We start from the raw sequence: 22,463 nt of genomic DNA, 5'->3' as shown, positions 1-22,463 counted from the left end.
AGCACGCCGTGGAAACGCGCCGACGTGACGCCTTCATCAGCCGTAGGGCAGGTAGCCGATCGTCCGGCCGCGGCCGACCATGAGGCCGCGCTCGCCGATGCCGAGCACCTCCACGGTCGTCTTGGCGTCCAGCAGCACCCGGCCGCTGTCGGGGGCGTACGCGGTCAGCTTGCCCTGCGCCGAGTCGCGCACCAGCACCGCGTAGCGCGAGACCGCCACGCCGGCCTTCGCCGGGACCTCCTGCTGCCACAGCCGGCCGCCGCGCTCGAAGCCGACGACCGAGACGTTCTTGCCGCCGTCGGTGCGCACCAGGCCGTACTGGCTGTCGGCCGCCACGATCACGTCGCCCTCGGCGCCGGCCCACATGTCGCGCCCGTCGCGCGGGGACAGGAACACCTCGCGGTTGTCCCCGCGGATCGCCGCCAGCACGGTGTCCGCGCCCGCCGGGTCGCGGCGCTGCTCGCAGCCGGCGCCGGAGGCGGTCCGCAGGTCGTACCCGTCCTTCTTCCACAGCGACTTGCCGGTCGCCGGGTCGCGCCCCTCCAGGCTGTACCGGCAGTTGCCGTCCTTCGGGATCGCCGTGGACACCAGCACCCGCCCGCCCACGACCACCACCCGGGCCGTGTTCGACGGCTCCTCCGCGCGCAGCAGCTTGCCGTGCACGGTGTCGACGACCCGCACCCTCTGCTCGATCGGGAACCCCAGCATCGCCGGGATCGGCCGCGGCATGGCCTCGATCGCGTCGCGGTACGCCCCGGCCATCACCTCGGTGCCGAGCAGGTCCGAGTTGACGCCGTTGAGCACCCGCCCAATGCCGGGCAGCGTGAGCTTCCATAGCTGCGCGCCGTCGCGCGGCGCGCGGGCCGTCAGCGTGCAGTCCGACAGGCCGCCGCAGGCCAGGGTCAGCACGGTTTCGCGGAAGGTCCACGCGCCGACGGCGTCGCCGTCCTTCCAGCGCGGGCTGCCGCTCGACGGCTCGAGCGCCTCCAGGCCCTTCCCGCGCCGCCCGACCACGGCGACCGTGTTGCCGCCGTCGCCGGCCACGCCGGCCCAGTCGGCCTCCCGCTGCCACAGCACGGTCCCGGCGCTGAGCGATCGCGCCTCGACCGTGCCGCGCATGGAGACGATGACGGCGTCGCCGGCGATGACGGCCGAGGAGGGCTGGCCGCCGACCCGCTCGGTCCAGGTGGTGTCCGGGGTGGAGAGCTTGTTGGTACTGGAGGCCACCTTCTCCCACCAGTCGGTCACCTTGGGCACCGGATTCCAGCCGGTGATCAGGATGCTGGTGATGATGAGCGCCAGCACACCGATCGCGCCGAGCGCCGTCTCGACGTTGCGGACCGCTCCCCTAGCCACGTGGCGCAGCGTAACGCCGCAGCATGGTACGCCGGCGGATGGCCGCTTTTGCCCGTGTCGCGCGTTTTCACCCGTGCGGGTGGCTCAGCGCCCGATTCACGGCTGGGGCCGGGCGGCGGCCTCGACCAGCGGGAGCACGCGGTAGCGGATCTGCTCCGCCAGCGCGATGATCGTCGAGGACCGCACGATCCCCTCGTGGCTCATCACACGGTCGATCACCCGTTGCAGGTCGGCATTGGAGCGCGCCACGATCCGGCACAGCAGGTCGCCCGAGCCGGTGATCGTGTGTACCTCCAGCACCTCCGGGATCTCCTCCAGGTGCGCCGCCACCGGGTCGTGGCCGAAGCGCTGCCGGATCTCCAGCGTCACGAACGCCGTCACGCCGTAGCCGAGCGCAGCCGGGTCGATGTCCGGGCCGTTGCCGCGGATCACCCCGCGGGCCGCGAGGCGGTCGAGCCGGGCCTGGACGGTGCCGCGAGCCACCCGCAGCCGCCGCGAGCACTCCAGGACGCCGATCCGGGGCTCGGCGTCCAGCAGTGCGATCAGCCGTGCATCGAGAGAGTCGATTTCACTGGGCAAACTGTTCACCGGTACACCCTAAATCTCGGGCCGAATGTACAACCTGACCAGGCGGATCGGCGTTCCTTGCCCAACCGGACCGGGGCGGGCGACGCTGATGGGCATGACCCGCGCCATCGAAGACCTCAGCGAGCTCATCGGGGCCGTCGAGCACGACACGTCCCACGACCCGTTCCCGCTCACCGGCCTCGATCACGTCCGGTTCTACGTCGGCAACGCCAAGCAGGCGGCGCACTACTACGCGACGGCGTTCGGCATGACGCTGATCGCCTATCGCGGGCCGGAGCAGGGTTATCGCGACCACGCCGAGTACGTGCTGAAGGCCGGCTCCGCGGTCTTCGTGCTGGCCGGCGGCGTACACCGGCAGGCCGAGGCCACCCGGCACCACGAGCGGCACGGCGACGGCATCGCCGACATCGCGCTGGAGGTGCCCGACGTCGACACCGCGTACGCCTACGCCGTGCGGCAGGGCGCGGCCGGGCTCGAGGCGCCGCACGACGAGCGCGACGAGCACGGCGTGGTGCGCCGCGCCGCGATCGCCACCTACGGCGAGACCCGCCACACCCTCATCGACCGCTCGCGCTACGGCGGGCCGTTCCTGCCCGGCTTCGTGGCCCGGCGACCGATCGTGGCGCCGCCGGCCCGGCGCTACTTCCAGGCCGTGGACCACGTCGTCGGCAACGTCGAGCTGGGCCGCATGGACGAGTGGGTCGAGTTCTACCGCCGGGTCATGGGCTTCACCAACATGGCGGAGTTCGTCGGCGACGACATCGCCACCGAGTACTCGGCGCTGATGAGCAAGGTCGTGGCCAGCGGCACCCGCAAGGTCAAGTTCCCGCTGAACGAGCCCGCCGTGTCGCGCAAGAAGTCGCAGATCGACGAGTACCTGGAGTTCTACGACGGGCCGGGCGCGCAGCACATCGCGCTCGCCACGAGCGACATCCTGCGCAGCGTCGACGAGATGCGCGCCGCCGGTGTTGAGTTCCTCACCACGCCGGACTCGTACTACGACGACCCGGAGCTGCGCGCCCGCATCGGCCAGGTCCGCGCGCCCATCGAAGAGCTCAAGTCCCGCGGCATCCTCGTCGACCGCGACGAGGACGGCTACCTGCTGCAGATCTTCACCAAGCCGGTGCAGGACCGCCCGACGGTCTTCTTCGAGATCATCGAGCGCCACGGCTCGCTCGGCTTCGGCAAGGGCAACTTCAAGGCGCTCTTCGAGGCAATCGAGCGGGAGCAGGAACTTCGCGGAAACCTGTAACACTGTCCGGGTGACGTATCCGGGCCAGCCGCAGCCGGGTGGTGTCCCGAACTACGGGCCGCCACCCGGACATCCGCAGGGTTATCAACAGGGTTATCCACAGAGTGCACCGCCGGCGGCCGGTTATCCACAGCCCAGCGGCTACGGAGAGCCTGGTTATCCACAGCAAGCCCTCCCGGGACCGGGTTATCCACAGCCCGGTTATCCACAGCAGGGGCAGCCGGCGGCGGGTTATCCACAGCCCGGGTATCCACAGGGTCAGTACGGCGTGCCGCGGGCCTACGTGGCGCTGGCCCCCGACGGGCGGCCCCTGGCGAGCTTCGGCGACCGGTTCGTCGCGATCCTGATCGACGGCGCGGTGCTCGCGGGCGTCAACATCGTGCTGCTGGTCCCCACCTTGATCGCGATGTTCGCGGTCATGGCCGGCGCGGCCTCGCGGGTCGAGACCGACCCGGTGACCGGCGCGGTGACCAGCTCGCCGAGCATGGGCATGTTCATCGGCGTGCCGCTGCTGATCGAGGCGGGCTTCATCCTGCTGACGATCGTGATCGGATACGTGTACCACGTCGAGATGTTCGGCCGGACCGGCGTCACCTGGGGCAAGCGGGCGATGAAGCTGCAGCTGATCCGCGCCACCGCCCCGGCCGTGCCGATCGACCGGGGCGTGCTGCTCAAGCGGTGGGCGGTGCAGTACCCGGTGGCGATCGTCGTCCCGTTCTTCTCGTGGATCGACGGACTGTGGCAGCTGTGGGACAAGCCCTACCAGCAGTGCCTGCACGACAAGGCGGCGGGCACCATTGTGGTGAAGGCCGGATGATCTGGTAAAGGTCTGATGATCTGGTGAACCATCGGATGAGCAGCACGGAGGCGGAGGCGGCGTGACAGCGCCTGGGTGGTACAAGGACCCTGTTGACCCGGACGTCCAGCGGTATTGGGACGGCGAGGGCTGGATCGGCGAGCCCGTTCCCGCTTCAGCGCCGACCCCGACGGAGCCGCCGAAGGTCGACGCGCCGACACCCCCGTCGCCTCCAACACCGAGCGCTCCCCAACATACCGGGCAAAACGGTCAAAACCCGTTGCCGCCGATCGCGACCATTCCGGGCACGCCGCTGTCGCAGGGCGCCGTGGTGCTCCCGCCCGGCACGCCGATCCCGCCCGGCGGGTTCCCACCCGGCCAGCTGCCACCGGGCGCGATCGTGCTGCCGCCGGGCACACCGCTGCCGCCCGGGCTGATGCCGCAGGGCAACCTGCCGGCCGGCGCGGTGCAGGTGCTGCTGCCGCCGCAGCCCGGGCTGCCGAGCCAGGTGGTCCGCCCGCACGGACACGCCCTCGCGCCGCTGGGCTCGCGGCTGCTGGCCCGGCTCATCGACATCCTGATGGTCGCGCTGCTCAACGCCGCGGTCACCGGCTGGTTCATCTATCAGTACGTCAAGGACGTCGGCCCGGTCATGGCCGAGATCTGGCGCCGGCAGCTGGCCGGCGAGCCCGTCGGCGAGCTGGCCACGCCCGAGCGCGCCAGCTCCCTGCAGATCGTGATCCTGATCCTCATCGCGGCGCTGTGGTTCGCCTACGAGGTGCCCGCGATCGCCGGCGGCGGCCAGACGCTCGGCAAACGGCTGTTGAGGATCAAGGTGGTCGGCCTCGACAGCGACAAGCCGCTCGGCTTCGGCCGGGCGATCCGCCGGTGGAACCCGCTCGGCCTGTCCGTGCTGCTGTGGACCTGCGGCGTCGGCTTCTTGCTGCAGTTCATCGACAGCATCTCGCCGGTGTTCGACTGGCCGCTGCACCGCGCCTTCCACGACCGTTCCGCCGGCACCGTCGTGGTGATGGCGGAGCCCTCCAGCGACGCCCAGCCCCCCACCGACTCCCACCCCCAGAACCAGAACACCGGAGACCACTCATGAGCCTCACCCGCCCGGATCTCGACGCCCTTCCCGCCTACGTTCCGGGTCGTAGCGTGCCCGGCGCGATCAAGCTGGCCAGCAACGAGGTGCCCTTCGGCCCGCTGCCCGGCGTGGTGGAGGCGGTCACCGCCGCGGCGACCAACATGCACCGGTACCCGGACATGGGCGCCACCGAGCTGCGCGGCCGCATCGCCGACCGGCTCGACGTCGACCCCGCTCGCGTCGCGACCGGCTGCGGCTCCGTCGCCCTCTTCGAGCACCTGTTCCGCGTCACCTGCCTGCCCGGCGACGAGGCCATCTACCCCTGGCGGTCCTTCGAGGCGTACCCGATCATCAGCGCGGCCACCGCGGCCACCAGCGTCCGCGTCCCCAACACCGCCGAGCACGGCCACGACCTCGACGCCATGGCGGCCGCGATCACCGAACGCACCCGGCTGGTCATCGTGTGCAACCCGAACAACCCGACCGGCACCGCGGTGCGCAAGGCCGAGCTCGACGCGTTCATCGACAAGGTGCCCAGCAACGTGCTGGTCGCCCTCGACGAGGCCTACCGCGAGTTCGTCACCGACCCGGCCGTGCCCGACGGCCTGGTGGAGTACGGCGACCGCCCCAACGTCGTCGTGCTGCGCACCCTTTCGAAGGCGTGGGGCCTGGCCGGCCTGCGCGTCGGATACCTGATCGGCTCGCCCGAGGTGGTCACCGCCGTGCGCAAGGTCGTCACGCCGTTCTCCACCTCGCTCGCCGCGCAGGCCGCCGCCCTGGCCGCGCTCGGCGCCGAGGCCGAGATGCAACGACGGGTCGACGTGATCGTCGCCGAGCGGTCCCGGGTGGTCGACGCGGTCCGCAAGGTGTACCCCGAGGTGCCCGAGACCCAGGCGAACTTCTTCTGGCTGCCGCTGGGCGACAAGTCCGACGAGTTCGCCGCCGCCTGCGAGCGGGCTGGCGTGATCGTCCGCGCCTTCCAGGGCTACGGCGTCCGCGTCACGATCGGCACGCCGGAGGAGAACGACGCCTTCCTGAGCGTGATCCTCTAACGCCGGCGGACTGCTTCGCCTCAGCAGGCTTTGCTTCAGCCGATGCCGACCAGGACGACCGTGTCCTGATTGAAGTAGTACCTGTCGTCGATCTCGGATTCCTTGGTGCTCTGCAGCCGCTCGATCACCAGATATCCGGCGTGCAGGTAGAGCATGCTGAAGACGAACCGGTCCGTGGGCCGGATGCGCAGCTCGGTGCTCGACGTGACGGCCCCGGTCTCCAGGTTGAGCACCAGCAGCTGATACTCGTTGTTGATCAGGTAGATGTTGCGCTGGTCGCCGCCGATCAACCGGCCGGCGACCTCCGACATCCACAGCCGCTTGCCGGTGCTGCGCGAGAACGCCCAGATGTAGCCGCCGGTCATCTGCTGGGCGACGACGTCCCCGACCACGACGATGTTGTCCTTGTCCGCGACCGGCTCCGGCTTCACCGCGTGATCGGCCCCGAACGACCAGTACGCCGGCGTGGTCGTGCCCACTCCCGAGGCGGCGTCGGTGTACGTCACGACGTCCCCCGTCGGCGCGGCCTTGAACATCGCGCAGCCGGACCGCCCGAGCTCGCACGACGTCGGCTCGATGAACCAGTTGGTGACGTTCTCGCCGGTCGACGCGCCCGGCGGCCGCCAGGTGGTGAGCTGCATCCCGCTCGCCGCGTCGTAGATCTCCAAGGTGGCCGGCTTCGCGCAGGCGTTCTTCACGAAGTACGCGTCCCCGCCGGTCCAGTCGTTCGTCCGGCACCCCGGCTCGGTGGCGAACGACCGCGTCCACCGCACCTCGCCCTTCACCGGATCGATGCCCACGGCCACGTCCTTGCCCGTCGCGATCACCACCGGCTGCTTGTCCACCGCCGATGCCGACACGAACAGGTCCTCGGGCGCCCACATCGTCTTCGCCCCGGTGCGCCGCCCCTTGAACGACTCCCCGTCCGCGGGCTCGATCTTCGTCTGCCAGACGATGTCACCCTTCTGCGCGTCCAGCGCGACGATCTCCCCGTCCGACCACTTCGTGACCACCACCGACATGCCGACCCCGCTCGCCGGCTTCTCCACCTCGACGATCGAGACGACCTCGGCCGGCCACCGCCGATACGACCAGTGCGGCGTCATCAACCGCTGCGCCGTCACCGGCGTGTCCGCGAACACCCGCCGCTGCTCGGTGTAGACCCGCAGCCGCCCCTCCACGATCAACGGCGCCGACGCCAGCTCCGCATACTGGATCGACTCGATCGGCTCCGGCGACGGCACCGGCTTGTCGGCGCGGCTCACCGTCTCGGCCGGCTTCAGCGTGCGATACGCCGTGATCCCCATCGCGGCCACCACCACGAGGACGAGCAGCCCGGTGAGCACGAAGCGCACCGGCCGCGACCAGCTACGCGGCGACACGAACCGACGCAGCCTCGCACGAGCCGTCCCCATAACCACCTCCGCGGGGCACCATACCCGGCGGATGCCGCAATCCGCTCACGTCGACCGTCGATCCGCAGAAGACTCACACCCGCTTCCCATCGCCCACCCACGTAGTCCCCTGCGCCACCCGCCCCGACCACCACCACCCGGAGCCACCGTCATACACGGAAGCCGATCGGTGTGACCGGGCCGCCGACATCCGCGGCCGGCGCCATGTCCCGCGTCACTCGGGCTTGGTGACGGTGCCGGTCACCTCCCCGAAGCCCACGCGGGTGCCCTCAGGCCCGGGGGCAGTGGCGGTGATCGCGACCGTGTCGCCGTCGAGCAGGAACGTGCGCGTGGCCCCGTCGGCCAACCGCAGCGGCCGGGCTCCGTTCCAGGTGCGCTCGATGAAGGAGCCGGTCTGGTCGGGCAGGGGCCCGGAGACGGTGCCCGACGCATACAGGTCGCCGGTGCGCGCCCACGCGCCGTTCACCGTCATGTGGGCGAGTTGCTGGGCGGGCGTCCAGTACATCCCGGCGAACGGCGGCCGCGACACGAGCGTGCCGTTCCAGAAGACCTCGATGTCGATCGCATACCCGTGGTGCTCCCCCGCCCGCAGGTAGGGCAGCACCGCCGGCTCCTGCGCCGGACCCGGCACCCGGGCCGCGTCGAGCGCGTCCAGCGGCACCACCCAGGGCGAGACCGACGTGCGGAAGGACTTGCCCAGAAACGGCCCCAGCGGCTGATACTCCCAGGCCTGCAGGTCCCGCGCCGACCAGTCGTTGACCAGCACGGCGCCGAACACGTGCGCCCGGAAGTCGTCGACGGCCACGGCCCCGCTCGAGGGCACCCCGACCACGAACCCGACCTCGGCCTCGATGTCCAGGCGCGCCGACGGGCCGAACGTCGGCGCCGGCGCGTCGGGCGCCTTGCGCTGCCCGCACGGCCGCGGCACGTCGGCGCCGGAGACGACCACGGTGCCCGCCCGCCCGTGGTATCCGACCGGGAGGTGCTTCCAGTTGGGCAGCAGCGCCTCCCCGTCGGGCCGGAACAACCGCCCGAGGTTGGTGGCGTGCTCCTGCGAGGAGTAGAAGTCGACGTAGTCGGCCACCTCGAACGGCAGCTCGAGCCGCACGTCGCCGACCGAGATCAGCAGCGGCTCGACCGCCTCCCGATGCCGACGGGTGCTGAGCAGCTCGATGAGCCGCTCGCGCACCCGCGTCCACACGGGCCGCCCCGCGCTCATGAACCGGTTGAGGGTGGCCTGCCCGAGGAACGCCCCGTCCGCGTCGAGCAGCCCCCGCCCCTCGGCCTCCGCCAGGTTGAGAATCCGGTCCCCGATCCGCACCCCGGTCCACCGGAACCCGTCCCGCCCGAACGCGCAGTAGGGCAGATTGTGCACCCCGAACGGCTCGTCATCGGCCAGCTCCAGCCAGCCCGCCGCCCCGCTCACCGGGCCGCCGCCTTCGGCACGGTGACCAGCGTGCTCACGCGGTCGCCTCCTTGGGTGCGGTGAGCCGGGGGCGGTCGAGCGGCCCGAACACCATCAGGAGCGTGCTCACGCGGTCGCCGCCTTGGGTGCGGTGGGCCGCGGGCGGTCGAGCAGGCCGAGCACCGTCAGGTCGGTGACCGGGTCCAGGACGCCGCAGCTGCCGAAGCCCACCCACAGCGGGCGGTCGCGGTCCAGCGCCGGGCGGACCCGGTCGGCCACCTGCGGGGCCTCCGTGGCGGCCAGGATGCCGGCCAGGTCGGACGGCTCAGCGCCGTCGGCCGCGGTCAGCACGGCGCCCAGGATGTTGAGGAAGCCGTGGTGGATCAGGCCCGTCTCGGCGTCGATGTGCCGGACCGCGTGGTGCAGGCCGGCGGTGAGCTTGAACGGCAGGTCACGGTCGCGGCAGGCGCAGATGACGGCGGCGAGCTCGACCGGGGTGGGGAACAGCTCCGCGGCGAGGCCTCCGGTGCGGAACTTCGCCGCGACGGGCAGGCCCTCGGCGCGCAGCGCCGCGACGGCGTCCAGAGCGGACATGAGGCCCCAGGCAAGCGGCACCTCGAAGTACCAATGGCGGGGTTCTTCGCTCTTCCGCATGAGCGCCGCGAGCCGCTCGATGCCGGGCAGCGGGTCCTCGCCCCGCTTGGCCACGGGGCTCTCGATCTGCCGGGTGCCGGCGGGCAGGTCCCCCATCGCGGCCTCGACGGCGGCCGGCTCGCCCACCAGGCCGACCCCCATGCCGGGCGGGGCGAGCGCGCGGAAGCCGTCACGGTCGGCGAGCGGGATCAGCAGCGGCCCGACGAGCGGCGCGAACCAGCTCTCGCGGTGGCGGGCGTGCGCGGGCACGGCGTCTTCCAGCGCGGCGCTGCCCGGTGGGAACACCGCGGCGTCGTCGACCAGTGCGGTCAGCAGGGGTGGTACTGCGTTTGACACGGCTTCCGAATCTAGTGGACGCTTTACAGGGCGGACAACTTCGTCCGTTATCCGGACACTCCGGTGAGGAGGGCCGTGATGCCGTACTACCGCCGCGTCGGCGAGGTGCCGCCGAAGCGCCATACCCAGTTTCGCCAGCCCGACGGCTCGCTGTTCATGGAAGAGCTGATGGGACAGGAGGGTTTTTCGAGCGACTCCTCGCTGCTCTATCACCGCAACCGGCCGAGCGCGATCATCTCGGCCGTGCCGTTTGAGCCGCCGGCCTGGTCGCGGATGCCGAACCTGCCGCTCAAGCCGCGCCACCTGCGCACCGCCAAGATCGACGGCGGGAAGGCGGACCCCGTGCTCGGCCGCCGGCACCTGCTCGCCAACGATGATGTGCGCATCTCCTACGTCGAGGCGTCGGAGCCGTCGCCGCTCTACCGCAACGCGGTCGGCGACGAGTGCCTCTACGTCTCCGCCGGCGCCGTCACCCTCGAGTCGACCTTCGGCGTGCTGGAACTGGCCGAGGGCGACTACGCGATCATCCCGACATCGGTGATCCACCGGCTGGTGCCCAAGGACGGGCCGGTGAAGCTGCTGGCGATCGAGGCTACTGGACACATCGGACCCCCGCGGCGCTATCTCTCCGTGCGTGGACAGTTCCTGGAGCACGCGCCCTACTGCGAACGCGACCTGCGCGGCCCCACGGCACCCATACTCGTGGAGGGGTACGACATTTCCGTGATGGTCCAGCACCGTCATGGCTGGACCGAGCACATTTACGCAAATCACCCATTTGACGTCGTGGGCTGGGACGGCTGCCTCTACCCGTGGGCGTTCTCGATCCACGACTTCGAGCCGATCACCGGGCGCCTGCACCAGCCGCCGCCGGTGCATCAGACGTTCGAGGGCCCCAACTTCGTGATCTGCTCCTTCGTGCCGCGCAAGGTCGACTACCACCCGCTGGCCATCCCGGTGCCGTACAACCACCACAACGTCGACTCCGACGAGGTGCTGTTCTACACCGGCGGCAACTACGAGGCCCGCCGCGGCTCCGGTATCGAGCAGGGGTCGATCTCGCTGCACCCGAGCGGCTTCACCCACGGACCGCAGCCCGGCGCGGTCGAGCGCGCGATCGGCGCCGAGGCGTTCGACGAACTGGCCGTCATGATCGACACGTTCCGGCCGCTCGATCTGTGCGAGCCGGCGCTCGCCATCGAAGACGCCGGCTACGCATGGACCTGGGCCCACAACGGGTGAGCCCGATTAGTGCTCGTGGACCCGCTGAGCGGTCACCCGGCAGACCACCCGGACGGCGTCGGAGTCCGGCTCGGCCCAGGGCTTGCCCACGTACGACCGGCTCAGCTCGTCGATGAGCTCCGACCCGCCCTCCTCGGTGAGGGTGACGGTGCCTCGCACCTCGACGTAGCGGTAGGGGTTGGCCGGGTCGTACACGCAGATCGAGACCCGCGGTTCGCGCTCCATGTTGCGGGTCTTACGCCGCCCGCGGGTGGTCGAGAACACGATGTCACCGGCGTCGTGCGAGCCCCAGATCACGCTGCTCTGCGGGCCGCCGTCCGGGTTGACGGTGCTCAGCACGAGGAAGGCCCGCCGGTCGAGCAGTTCACGAAGCGTGTCGTTCATCAATCCTCATTCCTGGTCGGATAGATCAACGCAACGGCCGTGGCGGCCAGGCCCTCACCCCGGCCGGTGAATCCCAGCCCGTCGGTGGTGGTGCCGGACAGCCGCACGACGGCGCCGATCGCGTCGTGTAGCGTCCGCTCGGCCTCGGCGCGGCGCGTGCCGACCCTCGGCTTCACGCCGATCACCTGCACGGACGCGTTGCCGATCTCGAAGCCCGCGGCGCGCACCCTGCGGGCCGTCTCGCGCAGCAGGGTGACCCCCGAGGCGCCCGCCCACTCGGGCCGGCCCGTGCCGAAGTTCGCCCCGAGATCACCCAGGCCGGCGGCCGACAACAGAGCGTCACAAATCGCGTGCGCGGCGACGTCGCCGTCGGAGTGCCCGGCGAGTCCGTCCACACCCTCCCATTTCAGGCCGGCGACCCAGCACTCCCGGCCGGAGTCGAAGGCGTGCACATCCGTGCCGTTACCGATCAGCATCACTTCGGGAGGGTACGATGATCGGCGCACAATCGTGAACTTCCGGTTGCTGAACCGTTTTCGGACTCGGCATTTGGGCGTTGCGGGCCTAGGCTGGATCGGGTGCACAGCGACCAGACGACCCCGACGAGCCACAAGCAGTGGTGGCGCACCGGAGCCGCTCTTCGCTTCGGTCTGCTGGCCCTCCTTCTGGTGACCATGTCCGTGGTGATCATCACCGTGCATCCAAACCGTGCGTCCCTGGTGCACGCGATCGGTCCCAGCCACCCGATGGCCCCGCTCATCGCGATCGGGGGCTCGGCCGTGCTGACCACCGCCCTCGCCCCCCGCACCCTGCTGGCCAGCGTCGGCGGGGTGCTGTTCGGCTTCGCGGGCGGCGCGGTATACACCATGCTCGGCGTCACCCTCGGCGCGCTGATCGCCCACTCGATCGGGCGGCTGCTCGGCCGCGACTTCATGGCCCGCCACCTCAGCGGCCGGCTGCTCGCGATGGAGCAGGCGGTCGCCAAGCGCGGCGTCATGGCGATCGTCATCTCGCGGATGATCCCGCTCGTGCCCTTCGGCATCGCCAACTACGTCTTCGGCACCACGAGCGTGCGGATGCGCACGTTCCTCACGGGCACGGTGCTGGGGGCGCTGCCGGCGACACTGGCGTACTCGGCGCTCGGCGCGGCCACCGCGCGGGGCGACGCGCTCGGCATGTCGATCGCGGGCGCGATGATCGTGGCGCTGGGTGTCGGCGGCTCGGTGGGCAGCGTCCTGCTGTGGCGCCGCCGCCCGCGCAAAGCGGGGGCTGCGGCCGCCGCCGCGGCCTGAGCCCGGACCAAATCCTGCCGGCCGCCAAACGGGCGGCGAGGTCGCGGCCAGTCGGACCGCAGCCTCAGAGCAGCAGCGACGCCACGGCCAGGTCGAACGGCCGGGTGATCTTCATCGCGGCCTCCGCGCCGGGCACGGTGTGCACCGCGACCCCGATCCGCTCCGCGAGCCCCGCGTCGTCGGTGTGCTCGTCGACAGCCGCCTCATGGGCCTTCAGGAGCACATCCCGCCGGAACCCCTGCGGCGTCTGCACCGCCCGCAGCGACGACCGCTCCACCGTGTCCACCACGACACCCGAATCGGACACCCGCTTGATGGTGTCGACCACCGGGAGAACGGGTATGACGGCGCCGTGCCCCCCACGAACCGCCTCCGCGACCGACTCCACCAGCTCCGGTGGCGTCAGCGCCCGCGCGGCGTCATGCACCAGCACGATGCCGAACTCGACGGGGACGACGGCCAGCGCCGCCGCCACCGAGGCCTGCCGGGTCGCCCCGCCGGCCACGACGGTGACCGGCGCGACCGGCGCGAGCAGCTCCTCCACGAAGGTGGCCGCGTCGGCCGGCGCCGCGACCACGATGCAGCCGACGCTCGGCGCGAGCGCCAATCGGCGCACGGCGTGCACGAGCAACGGCTCGCCGCCCAGGAGGCGGAGTGCCTTGGGGCCGCCGGGCCCGAGTCGGAGCCCCATGCCGGCCGCAGGCACGAGGACCGCGACGTCACCACGCACAGCAGTGTGCGCCGTCACGTCGCGGTCCTCGATCGCAGGAATAGTCGTGCTGGAATGTCAGGCCTCGGTCAACACCTTGTCGAGCAGCGTCTCCGCCTCGTCCTTGGTGCTCTTCTCGGCAAGCGCCACCTCGCCGACAAGGATGTCCCGAGCCTTGGCGAGCATGCGCTTCTCGCCGGCCGACAGCCCACGCTCACGGTCGCGACGCCACAGGTCACGCACGACCTCAGCGACCTTGAGCGGATTGCCGGAGGCCAGCTTCTCCAGATTCGCCTTGTACCGCCGCGACCAGTTGGTCGGCTCCTCGGTGTGCGGAGCGCGGAGGACGTCGAAGACCTTCGTCAGGCCTTCCTCGCCCACCACCTCCCGCACGCCGACGATCTCGGCGTTCTCGGCGGGCACCCGCACCGTCAGGTCACCCTGAGCGACCCTGAGGACGAGATACTGCTTCTCCTCGCCCTTGATGACGCGAGTCTCGATTGCCTCGATGAGTGCGGCCCCGTGGTGGGGGTAGACAACGGTCTCGCCGACACTGAAAACCATAGGTTCGAAACCCCTTTCGCTGTGTCTAGGGTAACACGGTCACGCGCTGTCGTCCCACCGCAGAGAGCAGCATTCGCGCAGGTCAGAACACATGTGAGTCCCCTTTCTCCTGCTTGACAGGAAACGTGGAACCTGCTGTGTAGCGGATCAACAACCCGCAGCACCCACAAATGACCTGGCAGTCGGACATATCTGATTGATTACGGCAAGTGTCTACCCGGGCACGCTGAACGTCCAACACGGACACTCTCCGTGACATGACCAGCGGCGGAGCGTAGATGATACGCACACATCTCGATGGAGTCACCCTCTGGCGCGAGGCCGTCGCGTGAGGGAAAGTTGAGGCAGGTGCGAGGAGAACAGCGATGGGCACGCTGCGCGGCGACAACGGTGGTGGTGAACGGCCACAAGAGGGCGATGGCCTGCCCAACCTCCCGCCTGAGTGGGGAACGATCATCATTCCCGACGATGCCGGCGCACTCGATCACGAAGGCGCTTCGATCCGTCGGCAATTCCGTCGCGCCGCAATGCGCCGCCGCTGGCGCCACCGGCTGCACCTGCGGCCCGAACCCATGGGCCGGACCACCGATGATTCACCCGGTCTGGTCGTACCACTGCTGATCATGTCGATCGCCGTCATCGCGACGCTGGTGAGCCTGTTCGCCGTCGCCTGGCCCGGGCGCGACCCGAGGACCACGCCCCGCCCCGGCTCGCCCACCGTGCCCGCGGTCGCCGCCTCCCTCACCGGCGTCAGCCTGCAGGACCCCGACGGCACGCCGGTGGCGCTGAAGGACCTCGCCCCCGCGGTGATCCTGCTCGTCGAGGGCTGCACGTGCCAGAAGCTCATCAGCACCACCGCGGACGCGGTCGCCGGCTCGGCGAGCACGGCGAAGATCCTCGTCGTGGCGGTCCACGCCCCCACCCTGCCGAGCGGGCTCAACGAGAAGGCGACCGTCCGCGCCCTCGCCGACCCCAACAACTCGGTGCGCGCCACGGTCCCCGCCCTGGCGGACGACCGCACCAGCTCCGCCGTGCTGGTCGCCGCCGACGGTCGGGTGATCAAGGCGACCCGCTCGGTCACCTCACCGGACGAATTCCGAGCCGAACTGTCAAAGCTGTAGCAGCACCCCGTAGAGGGTCAGGCCCGGACCGAACGCCAGCGCCACCGTCGTGCGCGGTGCACCCGCGGCACGACGGCGCAGCGCGTCGATGATCAGCAGTACCGTCGGCGACGAGCAGTTGCCGTGCGCCGCCAGCGTGCCGCGCGACTCGGCCAGCGCCGACTCCGGCAGCGCCAACTGATCGCGCACGACGTCGAGGATCCGCGGCCCGCCCGGATGCACGGCCCACCCGTCCACGTCGGCCGGGGTGAGCCCGCGCGGCGCGAGCAACCGCCCCACCAGGTCGGCGACATGGACCGACAGCACGTCGGGCACCTTCGGCGACAACCCCATGCGAAACCCGAGGTCGGTGACGTCCCAGGTCATGTGGTCCGCGGTAGCCGTGTCGGTGACGGCCGCGATGTCGGCGACGCCGGCACCGGTCCCGTCCGGGACCAGCACGACCGCGGCCGCGGCGTCGGAGAACAGCGCGTGCGCCACGATCTGCTGCGGATCGTCGGTCGGCGGCTGGACGTGCAGGCTGGTCAGCTCCAGGCACAGCAGCACGGCCGGCCGGCCCCGCGAGACCACATAGTCCGACGCCGCGCCCAGCCCCGGCAGCGCGGCGTAGCAGCCCATGTGCCCGATGAAGAGCCGCTGCGTGTCGGCCGCCATGCCGAGGTCGCGGGCCAGCAGGATGTCGAGGCCGGGCGTGGCGTATCCGGTGCACGAACACACCACGAAGAGCCCGATCTCGGCCGGCCCCAGTCCCGCGGCGTTCAGGGCGCCGGCGACGGCGTCCTTGCCCAGGGGGAGGGCCTCGGTGAGATACCGGCTCATCCTCTTGGCCGTCGACCACGACGAGGCGTCCTCGACCAAGGGGTTGACCGCCCCGTGTCGGGTGACCACGCCCGAGTTGGCGAAGATCCGCTTCGCCAGCCCCCGGCGGGGCCCGTCGTAGTGCCGCTGGAAAAAACCGTCCCACACCTCGCCCTGGCGCATCAGCCCGGGGAACGTCACATGCATCCCCGCGATGGCGGCACCCGTCACTGGCTCCCCTTCCTGCCGCGCCCCTGGTAGAGAATCGCGGTCGAGAACGTCGGCACGATCGGCACAGCGTTGCGGCGGGTCACCACCCAGCGGGCCAGGGCGGGCAGGGCCGGCCGGATGCCCCGCACGTCCAGCGGCACCCCATGGCGGGCACACTCGGCCTGCAGGCGCCGCGGATCGACGAACAGGGCGGGGTCGTGGATCCCACGCACGGCAGGCATCACGGCCTCGGCGAGATGCACCGCGACGAGCCGGCACAGCGCCGTGTCGGCCAGGGTGTCGAGCACCAGCCAGCCGCCCGGACGCAGGATCCGGCACGCCTCGGCGACCACCCGCGGCAGGTCGGGCACGTGCTCGAGCAGCTCACCCGCACTCACCACGTCGGCGCTGCCATCGGCGAACGGCAGGTGCCGCACGTCGGCGAGGACCGGCGTGACGCCGTGCGCGGCCGACTGCTCCAGGCCGGAGACGATCAGGTCGACGCCGATGTGGGTATACCCCTTGCCGGCCACGTGCGGCGCGAGCAGCCCGCCGCCGCAGCCCAGGTCGACCAGCACCGCCCCGGCCCGCTCGGCCGGCGGGATCAGCCGCGCACGGGCGCCCGCCAGCCAATACAGCATCGACAGCGGGCTGCCGGGACGCCACCACTCGCCGGCCAGGTCGTCGTACTGCCCGGGATCATTACGAGCGCGCCGCCGCGAAGGCATGAGACGAGCCTGACATGGAACCCCTCCGGCGGCCACACTTGCCGAATGTCGGTTGCGATCTCGCTGCTTCGGGCGAGTCACCCGGAGCCCGCGGCCGGTGTCACGGCAGTGGCCGCACTGCTGTCGATCGGCCTCGGACGACCGGCGGCCGGCGTCGTCGCCGCGGCCGCGACGGTCCTGGCCAGCCAGCTGTCCATCGGTTGGGTCAACGATGCCCTCGACGCGCCCCGCGACGCCGCGACCGGCCGGGCGGACAAGCCGGTCGCGGCCGGGAAGGTCTCGCGCCGGCTGGTGTTCATCCTGGGCGCGCTCGCCGCGGCGGCGTGCGTGCCGCTGGGCTTCCTGTCCGGACCGCGCGCCGGCCTGGTCGCCGCGCTCGCGCTCGTCTCCGCCCTGCTCTACGACTGGCCCCTCAAGTCGACGCCCGTCTCCGTGGTGCCCTACGCCGTGTCGTTCACGTGCCTGCCCGCGTTCCTGGTGCTCGGAGCGGGCCGGACACCGCCGCTGTGGCTGCTGGCCGCCGGCGGTCTGCTCGGCGCGGGCGCGCACTTCGTCAACACGCTGCCCGACCTGGACGACGACGCGCGGACCGGGGTCCGTGGCCTGCCACATCTGCTGGGCCGGCGCGGGTCGCTGGCGGCCGCCGCGGTGCTGCTGCTCGCCGCCACCGCGGCGCTCGCGTTCGGGCCGCCGGGTCCGCCGCCGCTGCTGTTCTGGCCGGCCCTCGCGGCCGCGCTCATCACCCTTTCCTGGGGTTGGTACCGCATGAGCCGCGACCCATCCTCCCGCGCACCCTTCCTGTCCGTCATCGCGGTGGCGTTGATCGATGTGGCATTTCTGCTGATCAGCGGCCTCAACCTGGCTTAGGGCACCCGGCTCAAGGGTGGTCGTGATCGGCCGATCGACGGCATCTAGGCTGTAGTGCGGCCACCCCTTGATTTTGGAGGCACCAAGGTGACGCGTTCGATTCCGGCCACTCCGCTGGCCCGCCGCACCCTGCTGCGCGCCGGGCTCTTGGCAACGGCCGCCCTCGGCGCCGGCCTGCTCTCCGCATGCGGTGCGGGCCAGATCACGCAGACCGACACCCAGGTCCCCGCCGTGCCGGGCGTCAACGTGAACAGCAAGGACGGGCAGATCGCGCTGCGCGACGGCTTCGTGGCCTACGCCAACGAGTACAAGACCGGCTCCACCGTCCCGATCAACGTCCGGCTGTTCAACAACAGCACGCAGGCGGTCAAGCTGACCGGCGTGACCAGCGACAACGGCTCGTTCGTCCTCGTCGGCGCCAAGCCCGCGGCGGCGGCCGCCGCCGCGGCCCCGTCCTCCTCGGCATCCGGCTCGAAGAAGCCGTCGGGCAACGCTTCGTCGTCATCCTCGGCCGAGGCCGAGACGCACGAGTCCCCCGCGGCGGCCCCGGCGCCGACCTCGGCCGGCTCGTCGAACATCGCCGTCTCGATCCCGGTCAACGGCGTCGCGGTGCTCAGCCGGGAGAGCGGCACCTACCTCGCCGTCGACAAGCTCACCGGCCAGCCGCTGCGGGCCGGCGGCTCGCTGACGAACGTGGTGTTCACCTTCACCTACGCCGACGGCAAGACCACCACGATCGCCCTGCCCAACCTGCCGATGACCCCGCCGCTCACCCCGCTGCCGAAGCCCAGCCCCGTCGTGCACCACGAAGGCGAGTGAGCGCGTTTTTGTCCGCGCGTTTTCTGTCGTACCCATCCGCTAGTTTCGGGGTGTGACGAAGACCAAGGGCGCGATCTATCAGTGCGACGTCTGCGGGCACCGACCGGCGAAGTGGATGGGCCGGTGCCCGGAGTGCGGTGAGTGGGGCGCGATCCTCGAGCTCGCCGGCGGCCCCGCCGTCACCGGCCCGGCTGCCCTGCGCGCCGTTCCGTCCCGCGCCCCGCTCGAGCCGGCCCGCCCGATCGCCGAGATCAGCGCCGCGCCCGCCAAGGCCCGCCCGACCGGCGTCGGCGAGTTCGACCGGGTCCTCGGCGGCGGCATCGTCCCCGGCGGCGTGGTCCTGCTCGCCGGCGAGCCTGGCGTCGGCAAGTCCACCCTGCTGCTCGACGTGGCCCAGCAGTGGGCGATGCAGGGCGAAAGCCCGTCCCTGATGGTCAGCGGCGAGGAGTCGACGAGCCAGGTCCGGCTGCGCGCCGAGCGCATCGGCGCCCTGCACGAGCGGCTCTATCTCGCCTCCGAGACCGACCTCTCCGCGGTCCTCGGCCACCTCGACGCGGTCAAGCCCGGCCTGCTGATCCTCGACTCGGTGCAGACCGTCTCCGCGCCCGGCGTCGACGGCGTGGCCGGGGGCGTCACGCAGGTCCGCGCGGTCACCGCCGCCCTCGTCGCCATCGCCAAGGAGCGCGGCCTCGCCACCGTCCTCGTGGGCCACGTCACCAAGGACGGCAACGTCGCCGGCCCGCGCGTGCTGGAGCACCTCGTCGACGTGGTCCTCAACTTCGAGGGCGACAAGCACTCCTCGCTGCGAATGGTGCGCGGCCTGAAGAACCGCTTCGGCGCCGCCGACGAGGTCGGCTGCTTCGAGATGCACGAGGGCGGCATCACCAGCCTGCCCGACCCGAGCGGCCTGTTCCTCACCCGCTACGCCGACGCCGTCTCCGGCACATGCGTCTGCGTGGCCATGGAGGGCCGGCGAGCGCTCGTCACCGAGGTGCAGACCCTCATCGGCGCCCAGATGCCGGGCTCGCCGCGACGCACGGTCAGCGGCCTCGACTCGGCGCGGCTCGCGATGGTGCTCGCGGTGCTGCAGCGGCGGGCCGGGATCCAGCTGCACGACCGGGAGGTCTACGCGGCCACCGTCGGCGGGCTGCGGGTCACGGAGCCCGCCGCGGACCTGGCGCTGGCGCTGGCGGCGGCCTCGGCCGCGCACGAGCTGCCGATGCCACCGGATCTCGTGGCGGTCGGGGAGGTTGGCCTGACCGGGGAGGTGCGCCGGGTGGGCGCCGTGCCGCGGCGACTGGCGGAGGCGGCTCGGCTGGGGTTCCGATTCGCGCTGGTGCCGCCGGGCTGCGGACCGGCGGCCACCGGGGTCGCTCCTGCGGGGATGCGGGTGCTGGAGGTCAACGACGTCCGGACCGCGTTGCACTATGCGGTGAAGGCGACTGCCGAGGAGGTCTAGACCCAAGGCCATCCGGACCCGCGTTCGCCTGCCACTCCCCGCCGGGCGAGAGGTTGTTCAACCGGGCTTCCGCGGGACGCCGCCAGGCGGGAATCTAAGCCCGCCGCAGCCCCGCCTCAGTTATGAGACGGCGCTAGACGTAGCGCTCCAGGATTGAGGCCTCCGCCAGCCTCGACAGGCCCTCCCGCACGCCCCTTGCCCTCGCGTCGCCCACGCCCTCCACGGCCTGCAGATCCTCCACCGTGGCGCCCAGCAGGCGCTGCAGGCTGCCGAAATGCTCCACCAGGCGGTCGACCACCAGAGTCGGGAGCCTCGGGACCTTGGCCAGCAGGCGGAAGCCCCGCGGGGAGACACCGGCGTCCAGGGCGTCGCTCGCGCCGGGATAGCCCAACGACTTCGCCACCGCCACCAGGTCGATCAGTTCCGTGGCCGAAAGGGCGTCGAGCTCCTCCAGGGCGTCCTCCGACGAGCGGGTGCGGCGGCCCGTGGTCAGGTAGTCGCGGATGACCAGGGTGCGGTCGGCCTCGACGCCGGCCATCAGCTCCTCGAGCTGGAGGGCCAACAGGCGGCCGTCGGTGCCGAGCTCCACCACATAGCCGGCGATCTCGTCGGCGATGCGGCGGACCATCTCCAGGCGCTGGACCACGGCCACGGCGTCGCGGACCGTCACCAGGTCCTCGATCTCCAGCGCCGACAGGGTGCCGCTGACCTCGTCCAGGCGCAGCTTGTAGCGCTCCAGCGTGGCCAGGGCCTGGTTGGCCTTGGACAGGATGGCGGCCGGGTCGTCCAGGACGTGGCGCTGGCCGTTGACATACAGGCCGATAATCCGCATCGACTGGCTGACCGAGATCACCGGATAGCCGGTCTGCTTCGCGACGCGCTCGGCGGTGCGGTGGCGGGTGCCGGACTCCTCGGACGGGATGGTCGGGTCGGGCATGAGGTGGACCGCCGCGCGGACGATTCTGGTGCCGTCGCTCGACAGGACGACCGCGCCGTCCATCTTGCACAGCTCACGCAGGCGCGTCGCGGAGAACTCGACGTCGAGGGGGAAGCCGCCGGTGCAGATCTGCTCGACGACACGGTCGTGGCCGAGCACGATCAGGGCTCCGGTCCGGCCACGCAGGATGCGCTCCAGGCCCTCGCGCAGCACGGTGCCCGGGGCCATCAGGGCCAGGGTGGCACGCATGGGGTCGGCGCCGGGCAGGGCGGCGGCCCAGCCCCCGATGAGGCCGGTGTTGGCGCCGCCCCTGCCGGGCTCGCGGTCAATCGGCACCCGCACAGTCTACGGACGATCGGACATCCGGCGCTGGCGCGGTATCGACCCAGCCCGCAGATGGGCCGGATGTCGTCGACGACGGGCGGTAGTTGATTTCGAGGGTTTCCGCCGGTGGCCGAGCCAGAGCGGATCAGGCCAGCTCGCCTCACCGGCCGCGTTCGATCACATGATCGGTTGGATTGGGAGCAGCGGGTTCTGGCCGTCGAGGGTGCGGCAGAACGGGTAGCTGAGGTCGAAGAGGAACTGCGTCTGGCCGCTGGCCTGACGGCACTGCGCGAGCGGGCGGGCCTGAGCCCGGCAGAGGTTGCTGAACGCATCGGCGTTTCGCAGCCTCGCGTGGCGGCCATCGAACGGTCCGCGAACTAGGTCAGCTGCACCTGGACCGGCTGGCTGAGCTTGGTGTCGAGGCGGCCCACGAGCTCATACTTGCCGGCCGGCGGCGCCTGCCGATTGGCGCAGCCGTTGTTCGTGGCCTTGCCGTTCCAGACGTTGGTGTACGACATCTCGATGTTCGGCTTCAGCACCGCCATCTGGCTGCCGTGCGGGGCGTCGCAGGCGTCGGAGGACCACACCTTGACGGCGCCGGCCTGAAGGTACAACTCCTGGGCATCGGCGCCGACGTCCCTGGCACAGTCGTGCGACGAGATGTTCTTGATCTTGAGCGTGAACTTCAGGTAGGCGCCGCGGAACTGCACCGCCGTCTCGGGCGCGGCGACGAGCGACAGGTCGGCGTCGGCGCACGCGGGCACGGTCGCGCTGGGCTGCGGCGCGGACGAGGAGACCGCGACCGGCGGCGCCGAGGACGCCGGCGGCTCGCCGGTCGTCGGGACCTGGATGGTGGTCGTCGGCTCCACCGCGGCGGACGTCGTCGGTTCGCCCGACGCCCCCAACGAGGTCTTCTTGTCGTTGGGATCGCCACCGCCGCCGCAGGACGCCCACAGCAGGAGCAGGGCGACGACGAGCACCCCGCCGACGATCACTCGGCGCCGCCAGTAGACGCCGGCAGGTAGCGGGCCAACTGTCAGCTTCATGATGCCAGTCACCGTATCG

General features: G+C 71.3%; 24 protein-coding genes. 11 read left to right on the top strand and 13 right to left on the bottom strand.

Annotation, left to right across the window (positions count from 1 at the left end; genetic code table 11):
• Nucleotides 1–36 precede the first annotated feature (36 nt).
• Nucleotides 37–1,356 (bottom strand): outer membrane protein assembly factor BamB family protein, encoded by a 1,320-nt coding sequence (locus ABT297_RS08900; RefSeq protein ID WP_350546388.1) that lies wholly within the window; start codon nt 1,354–1,356, stop codon nt 37–39.
• Between the two features lie 96 nt (nt 1,357–1,452).
• Entirely contained in the window at nt 1,453–1,944 is a 492-nt protein-coding gene (locus tag ABT297_RS08895; RefSeq protein WP_350546387.1) for an Lrp/AsnC family transcriptional regulator, read from the bottom strand.
• 94 nt (nt 1,945–2,038) lie between these two features.
• Between ABT297_RS08895 and hppD the strand changes: the two genes are divergently transcribed.
• From hppD to hisC, 4 genes are all read left to right on the top strand, one after another.
• Complete coding sequence (hppD, locus tag ABT297_RS08890) at nt 2,039–3,196, top strand: 4-hydroxyphenylpyruvate dioxygenase (RefSeq protein ID WP_350546384.1); 1,158 nt, start codon at nt 2,039–2,041, stop codon at nt 3,194–3,196.
• Nucleotides 3,197–3,464: 268 nt separating this feature from the next.
• A complete protein-coding gene (locus ABT297_RS08885; RefSeq protein ID WP_350546382.1) occupies nt 3,465–4,013 on the top strand; it encodes an RDD family protein in 549 nt (182 codons plus the stop codon).
• A gap of 61 nt (nt 4,014–4,074) precedes the next feature.
• Nucleotides 4,075–5,100 carry an RDD family protein gene (locus tag ABT297_RS08880; protein ID WP_350546379.1) on the top strand — a complete coding sequence of 342 codons (1,026 nt, stop codon included), beginning with the start codon at nt 4,075–4,077 and terminating at the stop codon, nt 5,098–5,100.
• Nucleotides 5,097–6,134 (top strand): histidinol-phosphate transaminase, encoded by a 1,038-nt coding sequence (gene hisC / locus ABT297_RS08875; protein WP_350546376.1) that lies wholly within the window; start codon nt 5,097–5,099, stop codon nt 6,132–6,134. The genes ABT297_RS08880 and hisC overlap by 4 nt, the downstream gene beginning before the upstream one ends.
• A 35-nt stretch (nt 6,135–6,169) precedes the next feature.
• On the opposite strand, the gene ABT297_RS08870 is transcribed toward hisC, so the two are convergent.
• The 3 genes from ABT297_RS08870 to ABT297_RS08860 form a co-directional block, all read right to left on the bottom strand.
• The gene (locus ABT297_RS08870) at nt 6,170–7,516 is read right to left on the bottom strand and encodes an outer membrane protein assembly factor BamB family protein (protein WP_350546374.1); all 1,347 of its coding nucleotides are present in this window, start codon (nt 7,514–7,516) and stop codon (nt 6,170–6,172) included.
• 247 nt (nt 7,517–7,763) lie between these two features.
• The gene (fahA, locus tag ABT297_RS08865) at nt 7,764–8,975 is read right to left on the bottom strand and encodes a fumarylacetoacetase (RefSeq protein ID WP_350546371.1); all 1,212 of its coding nucleotides are present in this window, start codon (nt 8,973–8,975) and stop codon (nt 7,764–7,766) included.
• A gap of 105 nt (nt 8,976–9,080) precedes the next feature.
• Complete coding sequence (locus ABT297_RS08860; protein ID WP_350546369.1) at nt 9,081–9,944, bottom strand: hypothetical protein; 864 nt, start codon at nt 9,942–9,944, stop codon at nt 9,081–9,083.
• A gap of 78 nt (nt 9,945–10,022) precedes the next feature.
• Here ABT297_RS08860 and ABT297_RS08855 point away from each other — a divergent pair, with 78 nt between their 5' ends.
• Nucleotides 10,023–11,186 carry a homogentisate 1,2-dioxygenase gene (locus ABT297_RS08855; RefSeq protein WP_350546366.1) on the top strand — a complete coding sequence of 388 codons (1,164 nt, stop codon included), beginning with the start codon at nt 10,023–10,025 and terminating at the stop codon, nt 11,184–11,186.
• A gap of 6 nt (nt 11,187–11,192) precedes the next feature.
• On the opposite strand, the gene ABT297_RS08850 is transcribed toward ABT297_RS08855, so the two are convergent.
• Together ABT297_RS08850 and ispF are read right to left on the bottom strand one after the other, a co-directional pair.
• Nucleotides 11,193–11,570, bottom strand: coding sequence for a PPOX class F420-dependent oxidoreductase (locus ABT297_RS08850; protein ID WP_350546364.1), 378 nt, complete (start codon nt 11,568–11,570; stop codon nt 11,193–11,195).
• The gene (gene ispF, locus ABT297_RS08845) at nt 11,570–12,046 is read right to left on the bottom strand and encodes a 2-C-methyl-D-erythritol 2,4-cyclodiphosphate synthase (protein WP_350546435.1); all 477 of its coding nucleotides are present in this window, start codon (nt 12,044–12,046) and stop codon (nt 11,570–11,572) included. The genes ABT297_RS08850 and ispF overlap by 1 nt, the downstream gene beginning before the upstream one ends.
• 102 nt (nt 12,047–12,148) lie before the next feature.
• Between ispF and ABT297_RS08840 the strand changes: the two genes are divergently transcribed.
• Entirely contained in the window at nt 12,149–12,862 is a 714-nt protein-coding gene (locus ABT297_RS08840) for a TVP38/TMEM64 family protein (protein WP_350546363.1), read from the top strand.
• A 64-nt stretch (nt 12,863–12,926) separates the two neighbouring features.
• Here the strand turns inward: ABT297_RS08840 and ispD are convergent, their stop codons facing one another.
• Together ispD and ABT297_RS08830 are read right to left on the bottom strand one after the other, a co-directional pair.
• On the bottom strand, nt 12,927–13,610 hold the full coding sequence (ispD, locus tag ABT297_RS08835; protein WP_350546360.1) for a 2-C-methyl-D-erythritol 4-phosphate cytidylyltransferase: 684 nt from the start codon (nt 13,608–13,610) through the stop codon (nt 12,927–12,929).
• 39 nt (nt 13,611–13,649) lie between these two features.
• On the bottom strand, nt 13,650–14,135 hold the full coding sequence (locus ABT297_RS08830) for a CarD family transcriptional regulator (protein WP_345120185.1): 486 nt from the start codon (nt 14,133–14,135) through the stop codon (nt 13,650–13,652).
• Between the two features lie 623 nt (nt 14,136–14,758).
• Between ABT297_RS08830 and ABT297_RS08825 the strand changes: the two genes are divergently transcribed.
• Nucleotides 14,759–15,256, top strand: a complete 498-nt coding sequence (locus ABT297_RS08825; RefSeq protein ID WP_350546356.1) for a hypothetical protein — start codon at nt 14,759–14,761, stop codon at nt 15,254–15,256.
• Here the strand turns inward: ABT297_RS08825 and ABT297_RS08820 are convergent.
• Together ABT297_RS08820 and ABT297_RS08815 are read right to left on the bottom strand one after the other, a co-directional pair.
• The gene (locus ABT297_RS08820) at nt 15,245–16,261 is read right to left on the bottom strand and encodes a type III polyketide synthase (protein WP_350546433.1); all 1,017 of its coding nucleotides are present in this window, start codon (nt 16,259–16,261) and stop codon (nt 15,245–15,247) included. The genes ABT297_RS08825 and ABT297_RS08820 overlap by 12 nt on opposite strands.
• A gap of 20 nt (nt 16,262–16,281) precedes the next feature.
• Nucleotides 16,282–16,992: a methyltransferase domain-containing protein gene (locus ABT297_RS08815; RefSeq protein ID WP_350546355.1), complete on the bottom strand. Its 711-nt coding sequence runs from the start codon at nt 16,990–16,992 to the stop codon at nt 16,282–16,284.
• Nucleotides 16,993–17,037: 45 nt separating this feature from the next.
• On the opposite strand from ABT297_RS08815, the gene ABT297_RS08810 reads away from it, so the two are divergent.
• From ABT297_RS08810 to radA, 3 genes are all read left to right on the top strand, one after another.
• Nucleotides 17,038–17,859, top strand: coding sequence for a UbiA family prenyltransferase (locus ABT297_RS08810; RefSeq protein ID WP_350546353.1), 822 nt, complete (start codon nt 17,038–17,040; stop codon nt 17,857–17,859).
• An 87-nt stretch (nt 17,860–17,946) separates the two neighbouring features.
• Nucleotides 17,947–18,678, top strand: coding sequence for a hypothetical protein (locus ABT297_RS08805; protein ID WP_350546352.1), 732 nt, complete (start codon nt 17,947–17,949; stop codon nt 18,676–18,678).
• A 52-nt stretch (nt 18,679–18,730) separates the two neighbouring features.
• Nucleotides 18,731–20,137, top strand: coding sequence for a DNA repair protein RadA (gene radA, locus ABT297_RS08800; RefSeq protein WP_350546350.1), 1,407 nt, complete (start codon nt 18,731–18,733; stop codon nt 20,135–20,137).
• 133 nt (nt 20,138–20,270) lie between these two features.
• On the opposite strand, the gene disA is transcribed toward radA, so the two are convergent.
• The gene (gene disA, locus ABT297_RS08795; RefSeq protein WP_502885538.1) at nt 20,271–21,410 is read right to left on the bottom strand and encodes a DNA integrity scanning diadenylate cyclase DisA; all 1,140 of its coding nucleotides are present in this window, start codon (nt 21,408–21,410) and stop codon (nt 20,271–20,273) included.
• Nucleotides 21,411–21,524: 114 nt separating this feature from the next.
• Here disA and ABT297_RS08790 point away from each other — a divergent pair, with 114 nt between their 5' ends.
• On the top strand, nt 21,525–21,779 hold the full coding sequence (locus ABT297_RS08790; protein WP_350546348.1) for a helix-turn-helix domain-containing protein: 255 nt from the start codon (nt 21,525–21,527) through the stop codon (nt 21,777–21,779).
• Here the strand turns inward: ABT297_RS08790 and ABT297_RS08785 are convergent.
• The gene (locus ABT297_RS08785) at nt 21,776–22,444 is read right to left on the bottom strand and encodes a hypothetical protein (RefSeq protein WP_350546347.1); all 669 of its coding nucleotides are present in this window, start codon (nt 22,442–22,444) and stop codon (nt 21,776–21,778) included. The genes ABT297_RS08790 and ABT297_RS08785 overlap by 4 nt on opposite strands.
• Between the last annotated feature and the right edge of the window lie 19 nt (nt 22,445–22,463).

The sequence above is a fragment of the Dactylosporangium sp. NPDC000555 genome (genome assembly GCF_040300025.1).
GTDB lineage: Bacteria > Actinomycetota > Actinomycetes > Mycobacteriales > Micromonosporaceae > Dactylosporangium.
This window is presented reverse-complemented; position numbering and strand designations above follow the sequence as displayed.

Excerpts from the sequence above, each read along its gene's own strand:
- hppD (WP_350546384.1), top strand. The coding sequence starts at position 2,039 with ATGACCCGCGCCATCGAAGACCTCAGCGAGCTCATCGGGGCCGTCGAG.
- hisC (WP_350546376.1), top strand. The coding sequence starts at position 5,097 with ATGAGCCTCACCCGCCCGGATCTCGACGCCCTTCCCGCCTACGTTCCG.
- ABT297_RS08855 (WP_350546366.1), top strand. The coding sequence starts at position 10,023 with ATGCCGTACTACCGCCGCGTCGGCGAGGTGCCGCCGAAGCGCCATACC.
- ABT297_RS08850 (WP_350546364.1), bottom strand. The coding sequence starts at position 11,570 with ATGAACGACACGCTTCGTGAACTGCTCGACCGGCGGGCCTTCCTCGTG.
- ispF (WP_350546435.1), bottom strand. The coding sequence starts at position 12,046 with ATGCTGATCGGTAACGGCACGGATGTGCACGCCTTCGACTCCGGCCGG.
- ABT297_RS08830 (WP_345120185.1), bottom strand. The coding sequence starts at position 14,135 with ATGGTTTTCAGTGTCGGCGAGACCGTTGTCTACCCCCACCACGGGGCC.
- ABT297_RS08825 (WP_350546356.1), top strand. The coding sequence starts at position 14,759 with ATGTCGATCGCCGTCATCGCGACGCTGGTGAGCCTGTTCGCCGTCGCC.
- ABT297_RS08820 (WP_350546433.1), bottom strand. The coding sequence starts at position 16,261 with ATGCATGTGACGTTCCCCGGGCTGATGCGCCAGGGCGAGGTGTGGGAC.
- ABT297_RS08815 (WP_350546355.1), bottom strand. The coding sequence starts at position 16,992 with ATGCCTTCGCGGCGGCGCGCTCGTAATGATCCCGGGCAGTACGACGAC.
- ABT297_RS08810 (WP_350546353.1), top strand. The coding sequence starts at position 17,038 with ATGTCGGTTGCGATCTCGCTGCTTCGGGCGAGTCACCCGGAGCCCGCG.
- ABT297_RS08785 (WP_350546347.1), bottom strand. The coding sequence starts at position 22,444 with ATGAAGCTGACAGTTGGCCCGCTACCTGCCGGCGTCTACTGGCGGCGC.